The organism is Herbaspirillum sp. alder98 (assembly GCF_020179755.1).
In the GTDB taxonomy this organism is placed as follows: Bacteria; Pseudomonadota; Gammaproteobacteria; order Burkholderiales; family Burkholderiaceae_D; genus Herbaspirillum.
The window spans coordinates 302,028-323,027 of the sequence record NZ_JAIUCY010000001.1 but is presented as its reverse complement, the minus strand read 5'-3'; the positions used below and the strand labels follow the sequence as shown (position 1 = coordinate 323,027).

Sequence of the window (21,000 nt, the reverse complement as noted above, 5' to 3'; positions counted from 1 at the left end):
TTTCCTTCAGCGGGCCAGGCGCGGGTCGAACACTTCGCGAATGCCGTCGCCCAGCAGGTTGAAGCCCAGCACCACCAGGAAGATCGCCACGCCGGGCCACATGGCCAGGGTCGGATTGGTATTGAGGTAGCCCTGGGCGATATGCAGCATCGAGCCCCAGCTCGGGTCTTCCGGGCGCGCGCCCAGGCCGAGGTAGGACAGCCCGGCTTCGGCGATGATCGCCGTGCCCATCGCAAAGGTGGCCTGGATCACCAGCGGCGCCAACGCATTGGGCAACACGTAGCGCCACATGATGCGCAGGTTGCCGGCGCCGATGGCGCGCGCTGCCATCACGTAGTCGAGATTGCGGATCGTCATCGCCTGGCCGCGCGCCAGGCGCACGAAGGACGCGGTAAAGCCGATCCCCACCGCCACCATGGCGTTATAGAAACCGCCACCGAGGGCGGCGGCCAATGCCAGCGCCAGGATCAGCGACGGGAACGCCTGCAGCGCATCGACCACGCGCATCACCACGGCGTCGACCGCGCCGCGATAGAAGCCGCTGATGATGCCGATCGGCACCCCCAGCGAGAACGCCAGGCCGACCGAGATCAGCGCCGCCTGCAGCGAGATGCGCGAGCCGAACAGCATGCGGGTGTAGATGTCGCGACCGAGGTCGTCGGTGCCGAGCCAGTGCGCCGCGCTGGGGCCGGCCAGGATGTTGCCGTAGTCCTGGTCGAACACCGGGTCGTAATGCGCCAGCAGCGGCGCGGCCAGCGCCAGCAGCACCAGCAGCGCGATGATGGCCGCGCCAATGGTGGCCAGGCGGTTGGCGACGAAGCGGCGCAGCGTGCGATAACGCGGCGCCGGCGGCAGTTGCGGGAGAGAAGAAGTCGTCTGCGTCATGTTGGAGGCTCCAGGTTCAGCGCGCGATGCGTGGATCGATCACGCTGTAGAGCAGGTCGACGCACAGGTTGACCATGACCACCATCACGGTGGCGGCCAGCACGCCCGCCTGGACCGTGACGTAGTCGCGGCTGAAGATGGCGTCGACGATCATCTTGCCCATGCCGGGAATGCCGAAGATGCTCTCGGTAATGACCAGCCCACCCAGCATGCCCGAGACCATCAGGCCGCTGGCGGTGACTACCGGGATCATGGCGTTGCGCAGCGCATGGCCCAGCACCACCTGCCAGTCGCGCAAGCCCTTCGAGAAGGCGGTGCGGATATAGTCTTCGTTGAGCACTTCGAGCAGGCTGCTGCGCACCATGCGCATCAGGATCGCGGCCTCGCGCAGGCCGGTGACCACCATCGGCATCGCCATCGCGATCAGGTTGCCGCGCCAGTCCTCGGTAAAGGGCACGAAGCCGGAGGCCGGCAGCCAGCCCAGCTTGACCGAGAACAGGATGATGAACATCATGCCCAGCCAGAAGTGCGGCACGCTCATGCCGAACAGCGCAATCAGGGTGCCTACCGCATTGGCCATGCCACGCGGGCGCGCCGCCGACAGGATGCCGGCCGGCACCGCGATGATCAGGGCCACCACGAAGGCGCCTGCGGCCAGTTCGATGGTCACCGGCAGGCGCTGCCACAGCGCTTCGGCCACCGGCGCGTTATCGATGAAGGAGCGACCCAGGTCGCCGTGCAGCACGGCCCACAGCCAGTGTCCGTATTGCACCGGCAGCGGCAGGTCGAGGCCGAGTTTTTCGCGCATGGCGGCGGCCGCTTCGGGCGTGGCTTCCATGCCGAGGATGGCGGCCACCGGGTCGCCCGGCAGCACCGCCAGCAACGAGAACACCACCATGCTCACCAGCAGCAGGGTAGGGATGGACAGCAACAAGCGCTGTACCAGTTTGGGTAATTTGGGCATGGCTGGCAAAAGACTGAGGCTGGCCGCGGCGCATCGCAGTCGATGCGCCGCAGGAAGCTATTGGCAATGCTTACTTGGACACGGTGGCGGTGCGGATCACGCCGTCCGGCACATACTGGAAGCCCTTGACCGCGTTGGACATGCCGAACACCACGTTGTCGTGCACCAGGTAGACGTAGGGCACTTCCTTGACCAGCAACTCCATGGCCTGGTCGTAGAAGCCGCGGCGCTTGGCCTGGTCGCCTTCGAGGCGGGCCTTCTGCAGCAGGTCGTCGACTTCCTTGGAGCCGAAGTGCGAGTAGTTCAGCGAGCCATTGGTGGTGACGAAGTCATAGATGTTCTGGTCGGGATCGGGACGACCGCTCCAGCCCACGTAGAGGCCTTCGAAGTTGCCCGCCTTGCCGGCCTCGATCTGGGTCGCCAGTTCGGTCTTCTCCAGCGTCACGGTGATGCCGGCGGCGCGCAGCATGCCCTGGATCATCTGGCCCGCTTGCAGTTCGTCGGAGGTGGTCGGCAGCGTCAGCTTGAAGGCGAATCCGCCTTCCTTGCCGGCGGCTTTCAATAACTCCTTGGCGCGCGCCACGTCGACCTTGGGCGGCACATCGGCGGCGCCATTGGCGAACTGCGCCTTGGAGAATGGCGAGTGGCCCGGGGCGACGGCGTTGTTATAGACCACCTTGGCGATGGCGTTGCGATCGATCAGGATGTCGACCGCTTCACGCACTTCCTTCTTGTCGAACGGCGGCTTGCCGGCGTTCATGTAGAAACCGCGAAAGCCCAGCGACGGCTTGTTCAGGACGGTGTACTTGGCGCCGGCCGGGACGTTGCCGATTTCCTTGTACGGAAAGCGGTTGCTGATGTCGACCTGACCGCTGCGCAGGTTGTTGAAGGCGACGTTGACGTCCGGCATGATCTTGTAGACCACGCCATCGACCTTGGGCAACCCGGCTTGCCAGTAGTGCGGGTTCTTTTCGAGCGTGATGGTGGCGCCCTTGAGGCGGCCCTTGTAGATGAAGGGACCGGTGCCGACCGGGTTGTTGACGTAATCGTCGCCGAACTTCTTGACCGCAGCCGGCGACGAGATCATGCCGGCGCGGTCGGTCAGCACCGACATGAACGGCGCAAATGGCGTCGACAGTTCGAGCTTGACGGTGTGTTCGTCCACGACCGTGATCTTGCTGATGTACTTGAGTTCGTTGCGGCGCAGGGAAGTCTTTTCCTGTCCGCGCAGCAGGTTGAATTCGACCGCCTTGGCATCGAACGCGGTGCCGTCCTGGAACTTCACGCCACGGCGCAGATAGAGGGTGTAGGTCTTCTGGTCATCCGAGACGGTCCAGCGCTCGGCCAGCATCGGCACGATCTTGCCTTCGCCATCCAGGTCCACCAGCTTGTCGAAGATGCTCTGGTAGACGATGCGCTCGTTGAGCATCGACGACTGGGTCGGGTCGAGCTTGCCGGGGTCGGCATCGAGCGAGATGTTGAGCGTGGCGGCGGCGGCAGAACCAGCCAGGCCCGCCAGCAACAGGGCCAGCGTGACAGGCAGCAAGCAAGGGCGGCGTTTTTGCATTCGATTTTCCTTTGGCGTTCGGGAGGAAGGGTGCGGCATCGGCGACAAAGCCAAGCTCGGATACGTCAATGTATACATCAACGAAGACAAGCATTTTCTGTGCCAATCGGGAAAGGCCGGATGCTTATCGTCCAGTTGGAAAATCGGGACAGGGCGCACCGCAGCGGTGATGGCGCGGTGTCAGGATGGTGCGCAGGGGAGGCGGCAGGGCAGCATCCTCCCTGGTGCGGGACGATGCTGCCTGGGGACTAACTCATTAACTCAATAACTTATTCAGAACGAATAACGACCTTGCACGTACAGGGTACGTGGCGCGCCGACCAGGCGGCCGAAATTGCCGTCGGTGGTGCGGGTGTAATAGCGGCGGTCGGTCAGGTTGTTGACGCCGGCGAAGACGTCGAAGCCCTTGGCGCCAGGTACTTTCCAGTCCACCTGGGCGTTCCAGATGCGATAGCCAGGGATCTGGCCGTTGGAGCCGTCGGCGAGTTCGGTGACCGTATTGGACGTATCCGAGAACTGGCGACTCTGGTGCGTGGTGGACAGGTTGAAGCCCCAGGGACCGTGCTCATAACGGGTGCCCATGGTATCGGTGATACGTGAATAGAACGGCAAGTCCTTGCCCGCAGTCGCCCCCGATTCCTGCAATGCGCGGGTATAGGCGTAGTTGGCAAACAGGCTCCATCCGCCCAGCAGGCTTGCCTTGTCGAAGCTGTAGTCGAGCGCCAGTTCGATACCGTTATGTTCGGTCTTGCCGATATTGCGAAATACCGCCGGCGTGGTGTTGGGTATGGACTCGATCTGGTTGTCGAAGCGGATATTGAATACCGTGGCTTCCATCGCCAGGTTGCTGCCCTTCCAGCGCGCGCCGATTTCGGTGGTCTTGGCTAGCTCGGGGGCCAGCGGGTTGGCGGCGCTGGTGGTGCTGAGCTGGGTGTTTTGAACGACGCCGAAGGACGTGTTGTAGTTGCTGAACAGCGTCAGTTCGTCGTTGAGCAGATAGGCCACGTTGATCGAGGGCAGTGGCTTGTTGTTGGTCGCTTCGAAAACTGAAGTGGAACCGACCAGGCTACGGGTGGTGCGGATGCTTTCAAAGCGCAGGCCCGGTGTGATGCGCCATTTGCCGAGGGCGATCTTGTCATCGATATAGACGGCGTTGGCATCGGTCTTGTTGTTATTGGCAGTGGTGGCGCCGAACAGGCCCGTGGCGATGTTCTGGTCGGTCTGGAAGTCGGTGCCGCGCTCGCGCAGGTAGCGATAGCCGACCGTCACGTCATGCGTGGTGCCGCCCAGCGCAAAGCGTTGGGTGTAACGCGGTTCGATGCCGAACGTCTCATAGTTGCGCGGCTGGTTACGCATGACCAGACCACCGGGCTGGACCAGCGAGCTGGCGCGTGAACTCTGGTTGAAGTAAGTTCTGATCTCGAACTCCTGGGTGTCCGAGATGGTGTTCAGGTAACCCAGGTCGAAGCCCTTGCGGTCGCCCTTCCAGAAGTCGCGCAGGCGCGTGTTCTGGAACGGGTTGGCGTTGTATTGCGCCACCGTCAGGCCGCCCGGGGTATGCGACAGCACGTCGTAGTAACTGACCTTGCCGTTGATCTCGGCGCCACCGCCCAGGTCGTAGCGCAGCTTCAGCGCCAGGTCGTTGAAGCGTTCGTTGCTGTTGGCGCGCCAGCCAGAGCCTTCCTGGCCGGAATACAGCAGCGCCACGCCCAGGCCATTGTCGGCCTGGCTGCCGATGAAGGCGCTGTATTGCTTGTTGGATCCCCCTTCGCCATAACTGTTGTAGCGCAGGGTGGCGTCACCGCTTGCGCCCGGCGTGGCGGGAATCGAGCGGCTCTTGAAATTGATGATGCCGCCCACGTTCTGGGGGCCGAAGCGCACCGCGCCGCCGCCGCGGATCACATCCACCGATTCGATGTTATTGAGATTGACGGGCGCAAATGATAACTGCGGCTGGCCGTAGGGGGCCGATGCCAGCGGGATGCCGTCGAGCAGGATGGTGGAGCGTGGCGAGTAGCGCCCGGTCAGGCCGCGCACGCCGATGTTGAGCGCAATGGCGCTGCCGGCGGTGCCCGAGTTGTCGCTCGATTGCACGCCCGGGATGCGACGCATCAGGTCGCCGATGTTGATGGCGCCAGTGCTTTCGATGGTGTCCTTCTTGACCACCGTGCGGGCGCCGGGGAAGGTCTTGACGCTGGTTTCCAGGCCGGTGCCCAGCCAGTCGCCGCTGACGTGGATGGTTTCCAGGCCGGCGGCGTCGGCATCGCTTGCTTGCTGGGCCGCGGCCAGCGGCGGCATGGCCAGCAGCGCCAGCGAAATGGCAGCGGCGCAGCGTGTGCGCCGGGCACGGAATGGATGTGTGGATGTGGTCATGTGAGCGATCCCTGAGAGTGGAGGCCCGGGTGGCGGGCCGATAAAAAGCGAGCCTTATCTTTTGTAAGTTTTCGCAAGGATGAGAATGTTATCGATTCTTATTATCGATTGCAAAGAAATATCCCTAGATATATGGACATTTTCAGCTGGTGAGAGGGGGCCGAGCGATCGCTACAACACAGTTTCTTGGCGTAAATTAAATGTGAGTCGATGCAAGGTTGCAACAGTGTGCAGACGATTTTTTAAAATCTTTTAATTAGATAGCTTGCTATTTAATTTTGAGCGGAATAAACTGCGCTGCATGAACTCGAAAACAGACAAGCGCAAGACGGCCCCGCAACTGGATGCCCAGTTGTGCTTTGCCCTGTATTCGACTTCGCTGTCGATGAGTAAGCTCTATCGCAAGTTGCTGCGCAAGATGGGCATTACTTATTCGCAGTACCTGGTGCTGATGGTGCTGTGGGAGCAAGACCAGCTGACCGTATCCGACATCGGTGAACGCCTGGTGCTGGATTCGGCCACGCTCACGCCGTTGTTGAAGCGAATGGAAGCACAGGGCCTGGTCAGTCGCCAGCGTGCCGCCAGCGACGAGCGTCAGGTGATCATCTCGCTTACGCCCGAAGGCGATGCGCTGCGCGAGCAGGCCGTCGAGTTGCCCCGCGAAGTGTTGCGGGCGACCGAATCGAGCGTGGCCGAGCTGACCGCCATGAAGGAAGAGTTGATGGTGCTGCGGGCACGCTTGCAAAAGAATGCAGGGGATTGAGCAGGTTGTCGGCCTGCGTCCCACGCCACGGATGCAATGAACGCGTCCGTTTTTTTTAAGCAATATAAGTAGTTAGCTATTTAATCGTGTTTTATATTTGATGTGCATGGCGTTGTTATCCCTAAAGACAATAGCGCCAACAATGTAGTTTGCTATTTAATAGTGTTTTAAAAATCTTTATTTGAAGTCAACCACCCCTCAAGGAAGAAGATCATGAAAGCAATCAAGAAACTCGCCGCTGTCGCCGCTATCGGCATGGTGTTCGGCAATGCCTACGCTGCCGGCGATGCGGGTGTCGAACCGACGACCCAGGCATTTTTGCAGGCGCTGGAAGCGGGCGGCGGCAAGCCGCTGGAGCAACTGTCGCCGACCGATGCGCGCGCCGTGCTGAGTGGCGCCCAGTCTGGCGTGAAGCTGCAGTTGCCCAAGGCTGACGTGTCGGAAAAGACCATCACCGCCGACGGCCAGCAGATCAAGTTGACCATCGTGCGCCCGGCTGGCGTCACCAAGACCTTGCCGGCGTTCATGTTCTTCCACGGCGGTGGCTGGGTGCTGGGCGATTTTCCGACCCACGAGCGCCTGGTGCGCGACCTGGTGGCCAATTCCGGCGCGGTGGCGGTGTTCGTCAACTACACCCCTTCACCTGAAGCCGGTTACGGCGTAGCGATCAACCAGGCCTATGCCGCCACCAAGTGGGTCGCCGAGAACGGCAAGCAGATCAAGGTCGATGGTCGTCGCCTGGCGGTCGCCGGCAACAGCGTCGGCGGCAACATGGCGGCGGTGGTGGCGCTGATGGCCAAGGACAAGGGCGGCCCGGCATTGCGCTCGGAAGTGCTGCTGTGGCCGGTGACCGATGCCAACTTCGAGACCGGTTCGTACAACCAGTTCGCTGACGGCTACTTCCTGACCAAGAACATGATGAAGTGGTTCTGGGACAGCTACACCACCGATGCTGCCAAGCGCCGCGAGATCACCGCTTCGCCACTGCAGGCGACGCCAGCGCAGTTGAAGGGTTTGCCGCCGACGCTGATCCAGACCGCCGAGAAGGATGTGCTGCGTGACGAAGGCGAAGAGTACGGCCGCAAGCTGGCGGCAGCCGGCGTGGCAGTCACTACCGTGCGTTACGACGGCATGATTCACGACTTCGGTCTGTTGAATGTGCTGGCGAAGGTGCCGGCCGTGGAGACTGCGATGCGCCAGGCGGGCGAAGAGCTGAAGTTCCGCCTGAAGTAATTGTGTTCACCGCCGTGGTCCTGACGAAAGTCGGGATCTAGCGTCTTTAAGCTGACGCATGAGGCATGACCAACGCCACTGGGTTCCTGCCTGCGCAGGAACGACGAACCACACCCCCCGTCGTCCTGACGAAAGTCAGGACCCAGCGTCGTTAAACGCAAGTAGATACACCACGAAAGCCACTGGGTCCCGGCATGCGCCGGGACGACGGGTATACCTTCAAGCCCTCATCCCAGCACTTTCTTCAACCATCCGCCGATGTCCTCGACCTCTTCGCCGCACACCGAGTGCTGCATCGGATAGTCGTGCCACTCGACCTGATAGCCCAACGCCGCCAATGCTTCGAACGATTGCTGCGCGCGCGCCAGCACCACCACCGGATCGAGCGTGCCATGGGCCATGAAGATGGGGGTGTCCTGGTTCGCCGCATGGCGTTCGTCAGCCAGCTTTGCCGCCAGCGGCAGATAGCCCGACAGGCACATCAAGCCACCCAGTTTCTCGGCATGGCGCAGCCCGGTCTGCAGCGTCATCGCACAACCCTGCGAAAACCCGGCCAGGATGATGCGCTCAGCCGGCACCCCGCGCGCCTTTTCGGCCGCGATCAATTCTTCGACCAGCGCCTGCGAGTGACGCAGGCCAGGCTCGTCTTCGCGGCGCACCAGGTCGGGACCGAAGATGTCGTACCAGGCACGCATCACGTAGCCGCCGTTGACGGTCACCGGCATGGTTTGCGCGGTGGGGAAGATGAAGCGGATGGCTGGACAGCCGGTCAGGTCGAGCTCGCGCACGATCGGCACGAAGTCCGAACCGTCGGCGCCCAGGCCGTGCATCCAGATGACGCTGGCGGTCGGGTTGGGGGCGGTGTCGATCTGGATGGTCTCGAGCTGGGTGGCCATGATGTGGTCCTGGTGTCCTGTTGGGTGAAAAGCGTTCCGCGATTTGTGCGCAGCACGGGGCGCGGGCACAATACGGTGTTGCTGAAAAGCGCACATCATACGATGAACGCCGCAGAAAATCTGCGCGTCGCCCAGGAGAACACCGATGCAACTGTCCAAATCGATCTGTGCCGCACTGGCCCTGGCCGCCTTGCTGCCGCTGGCGGCCGGCGCCGAGGGACTGGAAGGCGCCATCTTCCAGCCGACCGGCGAAAACCTGATGGTCTCGCCACCCGCCGGCTGGCGCCTGGCCTACATGAATGGCGAGCCGGCAGGCGACTATGTGGTCGAGTTCATGCCGGCCAACGAAGCGCATGATTCCTGGCGCGAGGGTTACATGAGCGTGCAACGGCGCAGTTTTCCCGAGGCGGGATTGCTGGCCAATATCCAGGCCCGCAACCTGACGGTGGCGCAGGTGGCCATTACCGAATTGATGCAGGGCGTGCAGCGGGCCTGTCCCGGTCGTTTCATCGCCATGCGCCAGAAAGACAGCGTGACCAACGGCGTGCCGACTTCGGTGTCGGGCGGGTTCTGTGATCGCGCGGGAAGTATCGCGCCCTATGGCGAGGGCGCCGTGGTGGCGGTCTATCAGGGCACCGAACGCATGTTCGTGGTGCAGTTCGGCTGGCGCCCTGCGACGCCCAACGAACTCAAGGAATTCAGCTATCGCGTCACACCGGCCAAGCTGCAGCAATATCTGGATTTGCTCAATTCGGCTACGCTGTGCGGCGGCCGCGACCAGGCGGTTTGCCCCAAATAGGGCAACGCGGGGCTACTTGCCTGTGGGACGAATCGCGGACTTGGGGCGGAACGCCTTGCACACCGCATCCACCGTGTCTATATAAGGACCACCGATGAGGTCGATGCAATAGGGTACGGCGGCGAAGATGCCGGGCACCTTCTGCTGGCCGTCCTGATCCTTGAGGCCTTCGAGGGTTTCCTTGATCGATTTGGGCTGGCCCGGAAGATTCATGATCAGCGCCGCATGGTCGGCCGTCTCGCGGATCACCGCCACCTGGCGCGACAGGATCGCGGTCGGCACGAATTGCAGGCTGATCTGGCGCATCTGTTCGCCAAAGCCCGGCATTTCCTTGGTGGCCACGGCCAGTGTGGCTTCGGGTGTGACATCGCGCCGTGAGGGGCCGGTGCCACCGGTGGTCAGCACCAGGTCGCAGCCGACTTCATCCACCAGTTCGATCAGGGTCTGCTCGATCAGCGCCTGCTCGTCGGCGATCAGGCGGGTGTGCATCTTCCATGGGCTCGACAGCGCCGCGCCGAACCATTCCTGCAGGGCCGGAATGCCGCGGTCTTCGTAGACGCCGCCCGAGGCCCGGTCCGAGATCGAGACCAGGCCGATCAGCAACGCACGCTGCTCAACGCTCATCGTCCTGGTCTTCGTCGTCGTCCAGCTGTTCTTCTTCGCCGGCCTTGCGCGCCGCGCCGGCCTGCAACTGCTTGAGGATCTGGAAGATCTCGCGATAGGCCTTGGGCGGCTTGTTCTCGGCCTGCTCCTTGCGGGCATTGCGAATCAGCGTGCGCATGTGCTGCAGGTCGACTTCGGGATACTGGCTGCGCAGGGCGGTCAGGGCGTCGTCATCGGCCAGCAGCTTTTCGCGCTTGCGTTCCAGCGCATGCATGGCAGCGGTCTCGGACTTGGAGGCGCCGCGCCAGCTGTCGATGGTCTTCTGGATGATGGCGATCTCTTCGGGATCGAGCGTGCGCATCTTCTTGCCCACGTACTGCATCTGGCGGCGACGGCCTTCGTGGGCCTTGATGTTCTGGCATTCGAGGATGGCGTCGCGCACGTCCTCGGGCATCGGGACGCGCTTGACGCGGTCGCGTGGTTCGGCGACCAGCGCCTCGCCCAGTTTCTGGAGTTCGTCGCTTTCGCGTTTGAGCTGGGACTTGGAGGGGCGGTCGTATTCCTGTTCGAATTCGGACGACTGGAATCCGACTGCGCCGCGGTTCGCATTAGGCATAGTATGGCTTTTGAAAATAATATTACTGAACGGCTGCTATGATACTCGTTTTACCCCGTATTTCAGAGAAAACAGGCTCATGAGCGACAGCGTATTTACCCATAGTCAAGACCAGTTGAAGCAATTGGCGCAGGATGTGCTGCGCTATGCCCGCGAGAAAGGCGCCTCGGACGCGGCAGTCGATATCAGCGAAGGCGGCGGCTTGTCGGTAGCAGTGCGCAAGGGCAAGATCGAAACCATCGAGCAAAACAAGGACAAGGGCATCGGCGTGACCGTGTTCCTGGGCGAGGGCCGCCAGGTGCGGCGCGGCAATGCCAGCACCTCGGACTTCTCGCAGCAGGCGCTGCGCGAGACGGTGGAGGCGGCCTACAATATTGCCCGGTTCACCGCCATCGACGATTGCGCCGGCCTGCCCGACGCCGACATGCTCGAAATGAAGCCGCGCGACCTCAAGCTTTTCTCGGCCTGGGATATTTCTGCCGAGCAAGCTGTTGTCATCGCGCAGCGTTGCGAAGAAGCCGCACTGGCCACCGATTCCCGTATCACCAACAGCGAAGGCGCCAGCGTCTACGCCCAGCATTCGCACTTCGTGGCCGCCAACTCGCGCGGTTTCGTGGGCGGTTATCCGTTTTCGCGTCACACCATCTCGGTGGCGCCGATTGCCGGTCGCGGCAGCAACATGCAGCGCGACGACTGGTATTCGTCCAAGCGTGATCCGGCGCTGCTGGCCGAGCCCGAAGCGATTGGCCGCTACGCCGCCGAGCGCGCACTGGCGCGCCTGAACGCGCGCAAGCTGACCACCCGCAAGTGCGCGGTGCTGTTCGAGGCGCCGCTGGCGGCCGGCCTGCTGGGCGCATTCGTGCAGGCCGTCTCGGGTGGCGCGCTGTACCGCAAGTCGACTTTCCTGCTCGACGCGCTGGGCACGCAGGTGTTTCCCGAGCACATCCAGATCAAGGAAGACCCGCACGTCGTGGGTGCGGTCGGCTCGGCCCCGTTCGACGAAGAGGGCGTGCGTACCGTCAAGCGGCAAGTGGTCAAGGATGGCGTGGTGCAGGGTTACTTCCTGTCGACCTATTCGGCGCGCAAGCTGGGCATGCAGACCACCGGCAACTCGGGCGGCTCGCACAACCTGGCGCTGACCTCGGAGCTGACCACCAAGGCCGACACCTTCAAGGGCATGCTCAAGAAGATGGGCACCGGCCTGCTGGTGACCGAGCTGATGGGGCAGGGCGTGAACTACGTCACCGGCGATTATTCGCGCGGCGCGTCCGGCTACTGGGTCGAGAATGGCGTGATCCAGTATCCGGTCGAAGAGATCACCATCGCCGGCAACATGAAGGACATGCTGCGCCAGATCGTGGCCATCGGTAACGACACCCTGGTGCGCGGCACCAAGGAAACCGGCTCGATCCTGCTCGAAAGCATGACCGTCGCAGGGGATTGAGTTTTTCTCACTTGATGAGAGAAACTTGATCCTTCGTCATATACCTAGACGTCAAGCGAGAAAGAAATGAGATCTCGGTGAGCCTTGCATTCATGGCTCGTGATTTTTCTTGTAATGCTGTTTTTTTGCAGTGTGCAGGCGAGTTTTTCTTGCGTTAATTCGTTTCCCTTAGTCTCAGGAAATCGAAATGAAGCGACGCATAGGTAAGGCTGCAGGCACCTTTTTATTGGCTGGTACATGCTCGTTGGCGATGGCTGCCGACAAGCTCGACTATGATGTTCAGGAGCACTGGCAACCTGAAGTGGGCGAAATGCAGTCGCCCATTGCCATCGATTCGAAATCGGCCATCAATGGTCGCGATGCTGACGCTGATGTCCGTCTGCAACTGCACTATCGCGAAACTGCCGCGCAGCTGGTCAATACCGGGCATGGAATGCGGGTCAATTTCGCGGCGGGTCAGTGGGTGCTCATTCGCGGGCGCCGTTTTGAGCTGCTGCAAATGCACTTTCATGCGCCGGGCGAACATACCGTTGACGATTTTCGCTCTCCCGTCGAGGCTCACCTTGTGCATCGCGCCAGTAATGGGCGCTTGGCGGTAGTGGCTGTTCAGTACCGCAGCGGTACGTCCAACGGTGCAGTGTCAACGCTGCTGGAAACGTATGCCAGAGCAGGCGCCGGCGAGTCATTGACGGTCAATGTGGCCGACTTGCTGAGCTCGTCGGAAGACTACTATCACTATCTGGGTTCGCTGACGACGCCGCCACTGTCGCAGAATGTCGAGTGGTATGTGCTGGCGCGCCCGCTGCTGGTGTCGCCGCAACAAATCACTGCACTGCAAGGCATTCACAGCGGCAACAGCCGCAAGACACAACCACTTCATGGGCGCGCAGTACTGCGAGTGATGCCGCGCTAGCGCGTCGGACCCGGTGCCGCTCGGTGAGCAATCGAAGGGGGTAAAATGTGGCGTCGGCCCACGTGGTCTCCTCCTTCGATTGTTGTCCAACCAACATGGCCCTCCATACCGAAGCCGCCCACTCGAGCGGCCAAGTCCTGCCTTTCCGAGAATCCCTGCTGGCCACCCTCGGCATCTGCTTCGTCATCATGCTGGTGGCGCTGGACCAGACCATCGTCGGCACCGCATTGCCCACCATCGTGGCCGAGCTCAAGGGCTTCGACCTGTATGCCTGGGTCGCCACTTCATACCTGCTGACCTCGGTGATCACGGTGCCGATCTTCGGTCGCCTGGGGGATTATTTCGGACGCAAGCCGTTCGTGATCGCTTCCATCATCGTCTTCGTCGGCGCCTCGGCGCTGTGCGGCATGGCCGACAGCATGCTGTTCCTGGTGCTGGCGCGTGGGTTGCAGGGCATTGGTGGCGGCATGCTGGTCGGCACCTGTTTTGCTTCCGTCGCCGACCTCTTCCCCGATCCCCGGGTGCGCTTGCGCTGGCAGATCATCCTCTCGGCCGCGTTCGGCATCGCCACTGCCGTCGGGCCGACGCTGGGCGGTTTCCTGACCGAAGGCCTGGGCTGGCGCTGGGTGTTCTACTGCAACCTGCCCATCGGCGTGGTCTCGTTGTATTTCGTCTGGCGCTTCGTGCCGCATATCCGTCACATGCAACACCAGGGCAAGATGCGGCTGGACTGGCCCGGGGCGCTGTTGATCTCGCTGTCGCTGGGCAGCCTGCAACTGCTGGTGGAGATGTTGCCCAAGCGTGGCCTGAGCATGGGGATGGCGGCACTGCTGGCCTGTAGCATCATCGCCTTCGTCGCGCTGTGGAAGTGGGAGCGTCGCGCCGCGCAGCCGATCCTGCCGTTCGAGATGTTTCGTGATCCGGCGCTGGCCAGCCTGTTCGTGCTGTCGGTGCTGGCCGGATTCGCCATGTTCTCGCTGTTGATGTACGCGCCGTTGCTGTTCCAGGGCGGCTTCGGCATGTCGCCCCGCGAGGCCGGGTTGCTGATCACGCCGCTGGTGGCCTGTATCACCGTGGCCAGCATTGTCAATGGCCGCATCATCACCCGCATTCCCAATCCCAACATGATGATGACGGTCGGCTTCGTGCTGGTGGCCTTGTCCTGTATGGGCGTGGTGCTGTGTGATCGCGGCACCGGCCGCGGTTTCATGCTGGCCACCATGCTGGCAGGTGGCTTCGGGCTGGGGCTGGTGTTGCCCAACCTGACCGTGTTCGCGCAACAGGCGGCCAGCCGTGAACACCTGGGCATCGCCACGGCGCTGTTGCAATCGCTGCGCATGATCGGCGGCATGCTGGGCACCGCCGTGACCGGCACGCTGGTAGGGCAGATGTATGGCAACGGCGTGCAGAAGGCGCTCGAGAGCGACCATGCGGCGCAATGGCTCAAGGACTTCAGCGACCCCGAGGTGCTGGTCAATCACGATATCCAGTCGGTGCTGCTGGGGCAATTGATGCAGGCCGGCCACAACGGCTCGGCACTGCTCGACGCCGCGCGCGATGCCTTGGTGGGCGCCATCCACATGGGCATCGCCATTGCGGTGGTGGCGTCGCTGGCCGGCTTGTGGATGGTACGCCGGGTGCCGCAGATCAAGTTCGCCGACCAGGCCAAGGTCGAGCCGGTGATGAGCGAGTAGGTTTGGCCTATTCGCCTGCGTCCGACTTCTTCACCACCGCATAACGTGCCAGCGTAATCGCGCGCGCCTCGGCGTGATCGACGATCGGGCGTGGATAATCCACGCCCAGCGTCAGGCCGGCCTGGCGCAGCTCGTCGGGCGTGGCGCTCCAGGGGGCGTGGATGCGCTTGGCCGACAGCTTGCCCAACTGCGGCAGGTAGCGCCGGATGAACTTGCCGTCGGCATCGAATTTTTCTGACTGCGTGACCGGATTGAAGATGCGGAAGTACGGCTGCGCATCGCAGCCCGAGGACGACGCCCATTGCCAGCCGCCGTTGTTGGCCGACAGGTCATAGTCGTTGAGGTGGGTGGCGAAGTAGCGTTCGCCCCAGCGCCAGTCGATGCCGAGGTCCTTGGTCAGGAAGCTGGCCACCACCATGCGCAGCCGGTTGTGCATGTAGCCGCTCTGGTTGATCTGCAGCATCGCCGCATCGACCAGCGGATAGCCGGTGCGTCCCTCGCACCAGGCCGCGAACAAGGCATCGGCATGGTCGCCGCGCTCCCACGCAATGGCATCGTAGTCAGGCTTGAAGGCTTGTTGCACCACGCGCGGATGCTGGTGCAGGATCATGAAATAGAAATCACGCCAGGTCAGTTCCGAGAGCCAGGTCGCCGCGCCGGCAGCGCCCCGTCCGGCGTGCATCGCCTGCAATGCGGCATTGGCCAGCGTGCGGATCGAGATGGTGCCGAAGCGCAGGTGCACCGACAGGTATGACGGTCCCTTGACCGCCGGGAAGTCGCGTGCCGTGCCATAGGCGCCGATGCGGTCCAGAAAATCTTCCAGTAGCGCGTCGGCGCCGCTCATGCCGGTCGGGATCTTCAGTTCGCCCAGGTTGCTGGGCGCGAAACCCAACTGCTTGATCGACGGTATCGGCTGCTCGAGCGCGGCCGGCGGCGGCGCCAGCGCGCGCGCGTACTTGGCCACCGGGTAAGGCTTCAGGAAGAAACTGCCATCGGCCTCGGCCAGCCTCGCCATCCAGGCATTCTTGTAGGGCGTGAAGACTGAGAAGGGCTTGTCGGCGCGGGTCAGGATCTCGTCTTTCTCGAAGATCACCTGATCCTTGCTGCTGAAGAACAGGATGCCATCGCCGCTCAAGCTGTCAGCGACTGCCTGGTCGCGCTCGACCGCCTGCGGTTCGTAGTCGGTATTGGCAAACACGGCCTGCACGTCCAGTTGCCGGGCGAGCTGTGGAATTGCGCTCGCGGCGCTGGCATGCAGCACGATGAGGCCGCCACCGGCGGCGCGCAGGGCAGCGTCGAGTTCGGTGATCGATTGCAGGATGAAGTCGAGACGGCGGTCCTGATGCACACCGTCGGCCACGAGCGCATCAAGAATGTCAGTGTCGAATACGAACCCGCAAAATACCTGCCGGCTTTGCGATAGCGCGTAATAGAGCGCGGCGTGGTCGGTGTCGCGCAGGTCGCGGCGGAACCATACGAGGGAGCGATCGAATCTGGACATGGAGGCGTTTGGTGAGGCAAAGCGGGGATGATAGACGACGGGGGCGAGGCAGGCCAGCGCCACTTGCTTGTCGGGAAGACATCTAATAGATGTCTTTTGTTATTTAAATACTCATTAATAATATTTGTTAGATAGATCGCCTGGTTGCAGCATCGTTTTTTTTCGCGTTAAACGTTGCCATGCCTCAAGTGGCGGGAGTTGCCGGCCGTTAAAATGAAATGTTCCCGGGGAGGGGACGTGCGGTTCAGGCGGCGCGGCGCCATCCGGCTGCGCCTTTTGGGGTGTCAGGGGAATCAGATGAAGAACATGAAAATAGGGACACGGCTGGCGCTGGGCTTTGCCGCCATTCTGGTATTGATGGGCATCATTACCTCGATCGGAGTCTGGCGATTGCAGTCGGTCGGCAAGCTTAACGACAGCATGGTCAACGATGCGCTGGTCAAGGAGCGCCTGGTCAACGAATTCTATAAGTCGATCGAGCTCAATGTCGGCCGTATCGTGGCGGCGGCCAAGAATGCCGACCCGGTGCAGCAGAAGTATTACAAGGATCAGATCGTCGCTACCATCGGCAAGAATAACGAATACGTCAAGCAGATGGAGGCGTTGATCACGGATGACGCCGGGCGCGCGGCATTGGGTGAGATCAACGAACGCCGCAAGGCGGTGATCGCCACCAATACTGCCGTGTTCAAGGAAAAGGACGCCGGCCGTGAAGACGAAGCCCGCAAGCTGGTCGATGAGCAGCTGTTGCCGCAGAGCCAGGTCTACCTGGCCGCCATCGACAAGCTGGCGCATCTGCAGGAAGAGCGCATCAAGAGCCTGACGGCCGAGATCAATGCCGTCTTTCGCAGCGCCGGCAGCATGATGATCACGCTGGGCCTGCTGGCGCTGGCGGCCGGCATTGCGCTGGCCTGGAGCATCACCCGCTCGATCATCGGCCCGCTGCGGGCGGCCGTGGGGGTGGCGACCCGGGTGGCCGGCGGGCAACTGGACAGCCGCATCGTGGTCGCCTCGCGCGATGAGACCGGGCAACTGATGCAGGCCTTGCGCGAAATGAATGACAACCTGGTGCGCATCGTCGGCCAGGTGCGCCAGGGCACCGACACCATCGCGGCGGCCTCCACCGAGATTGCCGACGGCAACCTGGACCTGTCCAACCGCACCGAGCAGCAGGCCAGTTCGCTTGAAGAGACGGCCTCGGCGATGGAGGAACTGACCTCGACCGTGAAGCAGAATGCCGACAATGCGTTGCAAGCCAATCAATTGGCGGTGTCGGCCTCGGAAGTGGCGGTCAATGGCGGTAGCGTGGTGTCGCAGGTGGTCTCGACCATGGGTTCGATCAATGAGTCGTCGCGCAAGATCGTCGACATCATCGGCGTGATCGATGGCATCGCCTTCCAGACCAACATCCTGGCGCTCAATGCTGCGGTTGAGGCGGCGCGTGCCGGCGAGCAGGGACGGGGGTTTGCCGTGGTGGCCTCGGAAGTGCGCTCGCTGGCCCAGCGGTCGGCCGCCGCCGCCAAGGAGATCAAGTCACTGATCGACGACTCGGTGACCAAGGTCGATGCCGGCAGCCGGCTGGTGGAGCAGGCTGGCGTCACGATGGATGAGGTGGTGGCCAGCGTGCGGCGCGTCACCGATATCGTGGGCGAGATCAGTTCGGCCAGCCAGGAGCAGAGCGACGGCATCGAGCAGGTCAATCAGGCCATCACGCTGATGGACGAAGCCACCCAGCAGAATGCGGCGCTGGTAGAGCAGGCCGCCGCCGCAGCCCGCGCGATGCAGGACCAGGCGGCCACGCTGTCGCAGACTGTTAGTGTGTTCAGGATATAGCGTTAGCCGAGCAAAGCGCGCAGGCGCTTTGCTCGTGGTCCCCAAAACGCAAAAGGCCGATCAGCTTTCGCTAATCGACCTTTTATGTTTTGGTGCCCACGGAGGGACTCGAACCCCCACACCTCGCGGCACATGGACCTGAACCATGCGCGTCTACCAATTCCGCCACGTGGGCAATACACCTGCTATCTCGCAGCAGCAATGCCGCGAAAGAACGAGATTATATATCCTGGAAAAAACGTGTCAAGGGTGTTGAACACTAAATTTCATAATATTTGTGGCGCCGGGGTGCCACGGCGGGCCAGGACCGAAGCAGGGCGGTTAGGTAATTGTCGCCAACTCCGTTACACTAAGCAATGTTCAACCGACCGCCGCGAGCCCTTTTCAGCCGGTCTCATCAACAACAATTGAGCAAACGACACTTTTGAGCCAATTTCCCTATTCCATTCCGAGCCGCGAGGAAATCCTCGGCATTCTGCGTACTTCCAGCACGGCGCAAGGCGCCAGCACCCTGGCCGCAGCACTTGGCGTGAAGCCCGACGAGATGGACGGCCTGACGCGCCGCCTCAATGCCATGGAACGCGACGGCCAGATCAAGCTCGACCGCGCCGGCAACTACAACCTTAGCAACTCGCCCAATTTCGTCGAGGGCCGGGTATCGGCGCACCGCGACGGTTTTGGTTTCCTGTTGCCGGATGACGGCAGCGCCGACCTGTTCCTGTCCGAAAAAGAGATGCAGAAGGTCATGCACGGCGACCGCGTGCAAGCGCGCATCACCGGCACCGACCGTCGCGGCCGTCCCGAAGGGACCATCGTGGAAGTGGTGGAACGCGCCAACAGCCACGTCATCGGTCGCCTGCTCAACGAGAACGGCGTGTGGGTGGTGGCGCCCGAAGACAAGCGCATCGGTCATGACGTGCTGCTGGCCGGGCCGCCGGGCAAGGCCAAGGCCGGGCAGGTGGTCAGCGTCGAACTGACCGAGCACCCGTCGCGTTATACGCAACCGGTGGGCAAGATCACCGAGATCCTGGGCGACATCGACGACCCCGGCATGGAAATCGAGATCGCCGTGCGCAAGTACGGCGTGCCGCACGAGTTCTCCGAGGCGGCCAAGAAGCAATCGGCCAAGATTCCCGGCGAAGTCCGCGCCGTCGACCTCAAGGATCGGGTCGACCTGCGCGACGTGCCGCTGGTCACCATCGATGGCGAAGACGCGCGCGACTTCGACGACGCGGTCTACTGCGAACCGGTCAAGATCGGCCGTAGCAACGGCTACCGCCTGATCGTCGCGATTGCCGACGTCAGCCACTATGTCAAGCCCAACGACGCTCTCGATGTGGACGCGCTGGAACGCAGCACATCGGTCTATTTCCCGCGGCGCGTGATTCCGATGCTGCCCGAGAAGTTATCCAACGGCTTGTGTTCGCTGAACCCGGATGTCGATCGCCTGACCCTGGTGTGCGACGCCGTGATCACCGCCAAGGGCGAGATCAAGGCCTACCAGTTCTACCCGGCCGTGATCCATTCGGCGGCACGCCTGACCTATACCGAAGTGGCGGCGGTGCTGTCCAACACCAAGGGCCCGGAGGCGGCGCGCCGCATTGGCCTGATCCCGCACCTGACGCACCTCTACGAAGTGTTCCAGGCCCTGCTGACGGCACGCCAGGCGCGCGGCGCCATCGATTTCGAGACCACCGAGACCTATATCGTCTGCAACGCCGCCGGCAAGATCGAGAAGATCCTGCCGCGCACCCGCAACGATGCCCACCGCCTGATCGAAGAATGCATGCTGGCCGCCAACGTGTGCGCCGCCGATCTGCTGCAGCGTCACGAACATCCGGGCCTGTATCGGGTACACGCCGGTCCGACCAAGGAAAAGCTCACCACGCTGCGCAACTTCCTCAAGCAGACCGGCCTGAGCCTGGGCGGTGGCGACAAGCCGACGGCTTCCGACTATGCCGAGCTGATGCCCAAGATCAAGGCCCGTCCGGACGCGGTGCTGCTGCAGACCATGCTGCTGCGCTCGATGCAGCAGGCGGTCTACAGCCCCGACAACATCGGTCACTTCGGTCTCTCGTACGAATCGTATGCGCACTTCACCAGCCCGATCCGCCGTTATCCAGACCTGCTGACCCATCGCGCCATCAAGGCCGTATTGCTGGGCAAGCGCTACGAGCCCAAGGGCATCGACAGCAGTGTGCTCAACACCTCGATCTCGCCGGCTGCGCGCAAGATGCAACAGCAGCAGCACGCCGCCGACAAGGCCGCCGGCAAGAAGCCGCGCACCGAAGCTGCGCAAGGCATCTGGGAAGCGCTGGGGCTGCACTGTTCAGCCAACGAGCGGCGCGCCGACGAAGCCTCGCGTGACGTCGAAGCCTGGCTCAAGTGCTATTTCATCCGCGACAAGCTGGGTGAAGAATTCACCGGCACCATCTCGGGCGTGACCACCTTCGGCATCTTCGTGCAGCTCGATGCGCTGTACATCGAAGGCCTGGTGCACGTCACCGAGCTCGGCGCCGATTACTTCCAGTACGACGAAGCCCGCCACGAGCTGCGCGGCGAGCGCACCGGCATTCGCTACCAGCTGACCGACCGGGTGACGGTGCAGGTCAGCCGGGTCGACCTTGATGCGCGCAAGATCGACCTGGCGCTGGTGACCGAACCGGGCATCCGCACGCAGATCAAGAACGAAGCCAAGCGCGCCGAAAGCGCTGCGCGTGGCAAGGCCGGCGCGGCTGGCAAGGCGGCCCCGGCTGCCGACAAGCGTGCGCCAGCGCCAAAGGCAGGCAAGGCTGCCAAGGCCGGCGCCGGTGGCAAGGCGAAGGCGGCGCCCCATGCGCGTGCCGGCGAAGCAGATCGCAAGCGTGCGGCGACCAAGGGTGCCCCCCGCGGCGCGCGCAAGAAGCGTTGAGCAAG

16 protein-coding genes and 1 tRNA gene are annotated in these 21,000 nt (G+C 62.6%); 8 read left to right on the top strand and 9 right to left on the bottom strand.

What is annotated here, in order from left to right; translation table 11 throughout:
* Positions 1–6 precede the first annotated feature (6 nt).
* The 4 genes from LBW87_RS01545 to LBW87_RS01530 form a co-directional block, all read right to left on the bottom strand.
* On the bottom strand, positions 7–885 hold the full coding sequence (locus LBW87_RS01545) for an ABC transporter permease (protein ID WP_225199667.1): 879 nt from the start codon (positions 883–885) through the stop codon (positions 7–9).
* Positions 886–901: 16 nt separating this feature from the next.
* On the bottom strand, positions 902–1,849 hold the full coding sequence (locus LBW87_RS01540; RefSeq protein ID WP_225199666.1) for an ABC transporter permease: 948 nt from the start codon (positions 1,847–1,849) through the stop codon (positions 902–904).
* A gap of 70 nt (positions 1,850–1,919) precedes the next feature.
* Complete coding sequence (locus LBW87_RS01535) at positions 1,920–3,416, bottom strand: ABC transporter substrate-binding protein (protein WP_225199665.1); 1,497 nt, start codon at positions 3,414–3,416, stop codon at positions 1,920–1,922.
* A gap of 273 nt (positions 3,417–3,689) precedes the next feature.
* Positions 3,690–5,789, bottom strand: coding sequence for a TonB-dependent receptor family protein (locus LBW87_RS01530; RefSeq protein ID WP_225199664.1), 2,100 nt, complete (start codon positions 5,787–5,789; stop codon positions 3,690–3,692).
* A gap of 301 nt (positions 5,790–6,090) precedes the next feature.
* On the opposite strand from LBW87_RS01530, the gene LBW87_RS01525 reads away from it, so the two are divergent.
* Together LBW87_RS01525 and LBW87_RS01520 are read left to right on the top strand one after the other, a co-directional pair.
* On the top strand, positions 6,091–6,552 hold the full coding sequence (locus tag LBW87_RS01525; protein ID WP_225199663.1) for a MarR family winged helix-turn-helix transcriptional regulator: 462 nt from the start codon (positions 6,091–6,093) through the stop codon (positions 6,550–6,552).
* Positions 6,553–6,765: 213 nt separating this feature from the next.
* The gene (locus LBW87_RS01520; protein WP_225199662.1) at positions 6,766–7,785 is read left to right on the top strand and encodes an alpha/beta hydrolase; all 1,020 of its coding nucleotides are present in this window, start codon (positions 6,766–6,768) and stop codon (positions 7,783–7,785) included.
* Between the two features lie 227 nt (positions 7,786–8,012).
* Here the strand turns inward: LBW87_RS01520 and LBW87_RS01515 are convergent, their stop codons facing one another.
* Positions 8,013–8,681, bottom strand: a complete 669-nt coding sequence (locus LBW87_RS01515; RefSeq protein ID WP_225199661.1) for an alpha/beta hydrolase — start codon at positions 8,679–8,681, stop codon at positions 8,013–8,015.
* 145 nt (positions 8,682–8,826) lie between these two features.
* Here LBW87_RS01515 and LBW87_RS01510 point away from each other — a divergent pair, with 145 nt between their 5' ends.
* Positions 8,827–9,480, top strand: a complete 654-nt coding sequence (locus LBW87_RS01510; RefSeq protein WP_225199660.1) for a hypothetical protein — start codon at positions 8,827–8,829, stop codon at positions 9,478–9,480.
* A 12-nt stretch (positions 9,481–9,492) separates the two neighbouring features.
* Here the strand turns inward: LBW87_RS01510 and mog are convergent, their stop codons facing one another.
* Both mog and yjgA read right to left on the bottom strand, forming a co-directional pair.
* Positions 9,493–10,104: a molybdopterin adenylyltransferase gene (mog, locus tag LBW87_RS01505; RefSeq protein ID WP_225199659.1), complete on the bottom strand. Its 612-nt coding sequence runs from the start codon at positions 10,102–10,104 to the stop codon at positions 9,493–9,495.
* Entirely contained in the window at positions 10,094–10,699 is a 606-nt protein-coding gene (gene yjgA / locus LBW87_RS01500; RefSeq protein ID WP_225199658.1) for a ribosome biogenesis factor YjgA, read from the bottom strand. The genes mog and yjgA overlap by 11 nt, the downstream gene beginning before the upstream one ends.
* Before the next feature lie 79 nt (positions 10,700–10,778).
* On the opposite strand from yjgA, the gene pmbA reads away from it, so the two are divergent.
* From pmbA to LBW87_RS01485, 3 genes are all read left to right on the top strand, one after another.
* On the top strand, positions 10,779–12,143 hold the full coding sequence (pmbA, locus tag LBW87_RS01495) for a metalloprotease PmbA (protein WP_225199657.1): 1,365 nt from the start codon (positions 10,779–10,781) through the stop codon (positions 12,141–12,143).
* A gap of 187 nt (positions 12,144–12,330) precedes the next feature.
* Positions 12,331–13,056, top strand: a complete 726-nt coding sequence (locus LBW87_RS01490) for a carbonic anhydrase family protein (protein WP_225199656.1) — start codon at positions 12,331–12,333, stop codon at positions 13,054–13,056.
* A gap of 95 nt (positions 13,057–13,151) precedes the next feature.
* Positions 13,152–14,750 (top strand): MDR family MFS transporter, encoded by a 1,599-nt coding sequence (locus LBW87_RS01485; RefSeq protein ID WP_225199655.1) that lies wholly within the window; start codon positions 13,152–13,154, stop codon positions 14,748–14,750.
* A gap of 7 nt (positions 14,751–14,757) precedes the next feature.
* On the opposite strand, the gene LBW87_RS01480 is transcribed toward LBW87_RS01485, so the two are convergent.
* Positions 14,758–16,251, bottom strand: a complete 1,494-nt coding sequence (locus LBW87_RS01480) for a cryptochrome/photolyase family protein (RefSeq protein WP_225199654.1) — start codon at positions 16,249–16,251, stop codon at positions 14,758–14,760.
* A gap of 297 nt (positions 16,252–16,548) precedes the next feature.
* Between LBW87_RS01480 and LBW87_RS01475 the strand changes: the two genes are divergently transcribed.
* Positions 16,549–18,084 (top strand): methyl-accepting chemotaxis protein, encoded by a 1,536-nt coding sequence (locus LBW87_RS01475; protein WP_225199653.1) that lies wholly within the window; start codon positions 16,549–16,551, stop codon positions 18,082–18,084.
* Positions 18,085–18,174: 90 nt separating this feature from the next.
* Here the strand turns inward: LBW87_RS01475 and LBW87_RS01470 are convergent.
* Positions 18,175–18,259: transfer RNA gene (locus tag LBW87_RS01470), tRNA-Leu, on the bottom strand.
* Positions 18,260–18,508: 249 nt separating this feature from the next.
* On the opposite strand from LBW87_RS01470, the gene rnr reads away from it, so the two are divergent.
* Positions 18,509–20,995 carry a ribonuclease R gene (gene rnr, locus LBW87_RS01465; RefSeq protein WP_225199652.1) on the top strand — a complete coding sequence of 829 codons (2,487 nt, stop codon included), beginning with the start codon at positions 18,509–18,511 and terminating at the stop codon, positions 20,993–20,995.
* Positions 20,996–21,000 lie beyond the last annotated feature (5 nt).

Coding starts and splice junctions, on each gene's coding strand:
- LBW87_RS01545 (WP_225199667.1), bottom strand. CDS start 885: ATGACGCAGACGACTTCTTCTCTCCCGCAACTGCCGCCGGCGCCGCGT.
- LBW87_RS01540 (WP_225199666.1), bottom strand. CDS start 1,849: ATGCCCAAATTACCCAAACTGGTACAGCGCTTGTTGCTGTCCATCCCT.
- LBW87_RS01535 (WP_225199665.1), bottom strand. CDS start 3,416: ATGCAAAAACGCCGCCCTTGCTTGCTGCCTGTCACGCTGGCCCTGTTG.
- LBW87_RS01530 (WP_225199664.1), bottom strand. CDS start 5,789: ATGACCACATCCACACATCCATTCCGTGCCCGGCGCACACGCTGCGCC.
- LBW87_RS01525 (WP_225199663.1), top strand. CDS start 6,091: ATGAACTCGAAAACAGACAAGCGCAAGACGGCCCCGCAACTGGATGCC.
- LBW87_RS01520 (WP_225199662.1), top strand. CDS start 6,766: ATGAAAGCAATCAAGAAACTCGCCGCTGTCGCCGCTATCGGCATGGTG.
- LBW87_RS01515 (WP_225199661.1), bottom strand. CDS start 8,681: ATGGCCACCCAGCTCGAGACCATCCAGATCGACACCGCCCCCAACCCG.
- LBW87_RS01510 (WP_225199660.1), top strand. CDS start 8,827: ATGCAACTGTCCAAATCGATCTGTGCCGCACTGGCCCTGGCCGCCTTG.
- mog (WP_225199659.1), bottom strand. CDS start 10,104: ATGAGCGTTGAGCAGCGTGCGTTGCTGATCGGCCTGGTCTCGATCTCG.
- yjgA (WP_225199658.1), bottom strand. CDS start 10,699: ATGCCTAATGCGAACCGCGGCGCAGTCGGATTCCAGTCGTCCGAATTC.
- pmbA (WP_225199657.1), top strand. CDS start 10,779: ATGAGCGACAGCGTATTTACCCATAGTCAAGACCAGTTGAAGCAATTG.
- LBW87_RS01490 (WP_225199656.1), top strand. CDS start 12,331: ATGAAGCGACGCATAGGTAAGGCTGCAGGCACCTTTTTATTGGCTGGT.
- LBW87_RS01485 (WP_225199655.1), top strand. CDS start 13,152: ATGGCCCTCCATACCGAAGCCGCCCACTCGAGCGGCCAAGTCCTGCCT.
- LBW87_RS01480 (WP_225199654.1), bottom strand. CDS start 16,251: ATGTCCAGATTCGATCGCTCCCTCGTATGGTTCCGCCGCGACCTGCGC.
- LBW87_RS01475 (WP_225199653.1), top strand. CDS start 16,549: ATGAAGAACATGAAAATAGGGACACGGCTGGCGCTGGGCTTTGCCGCC.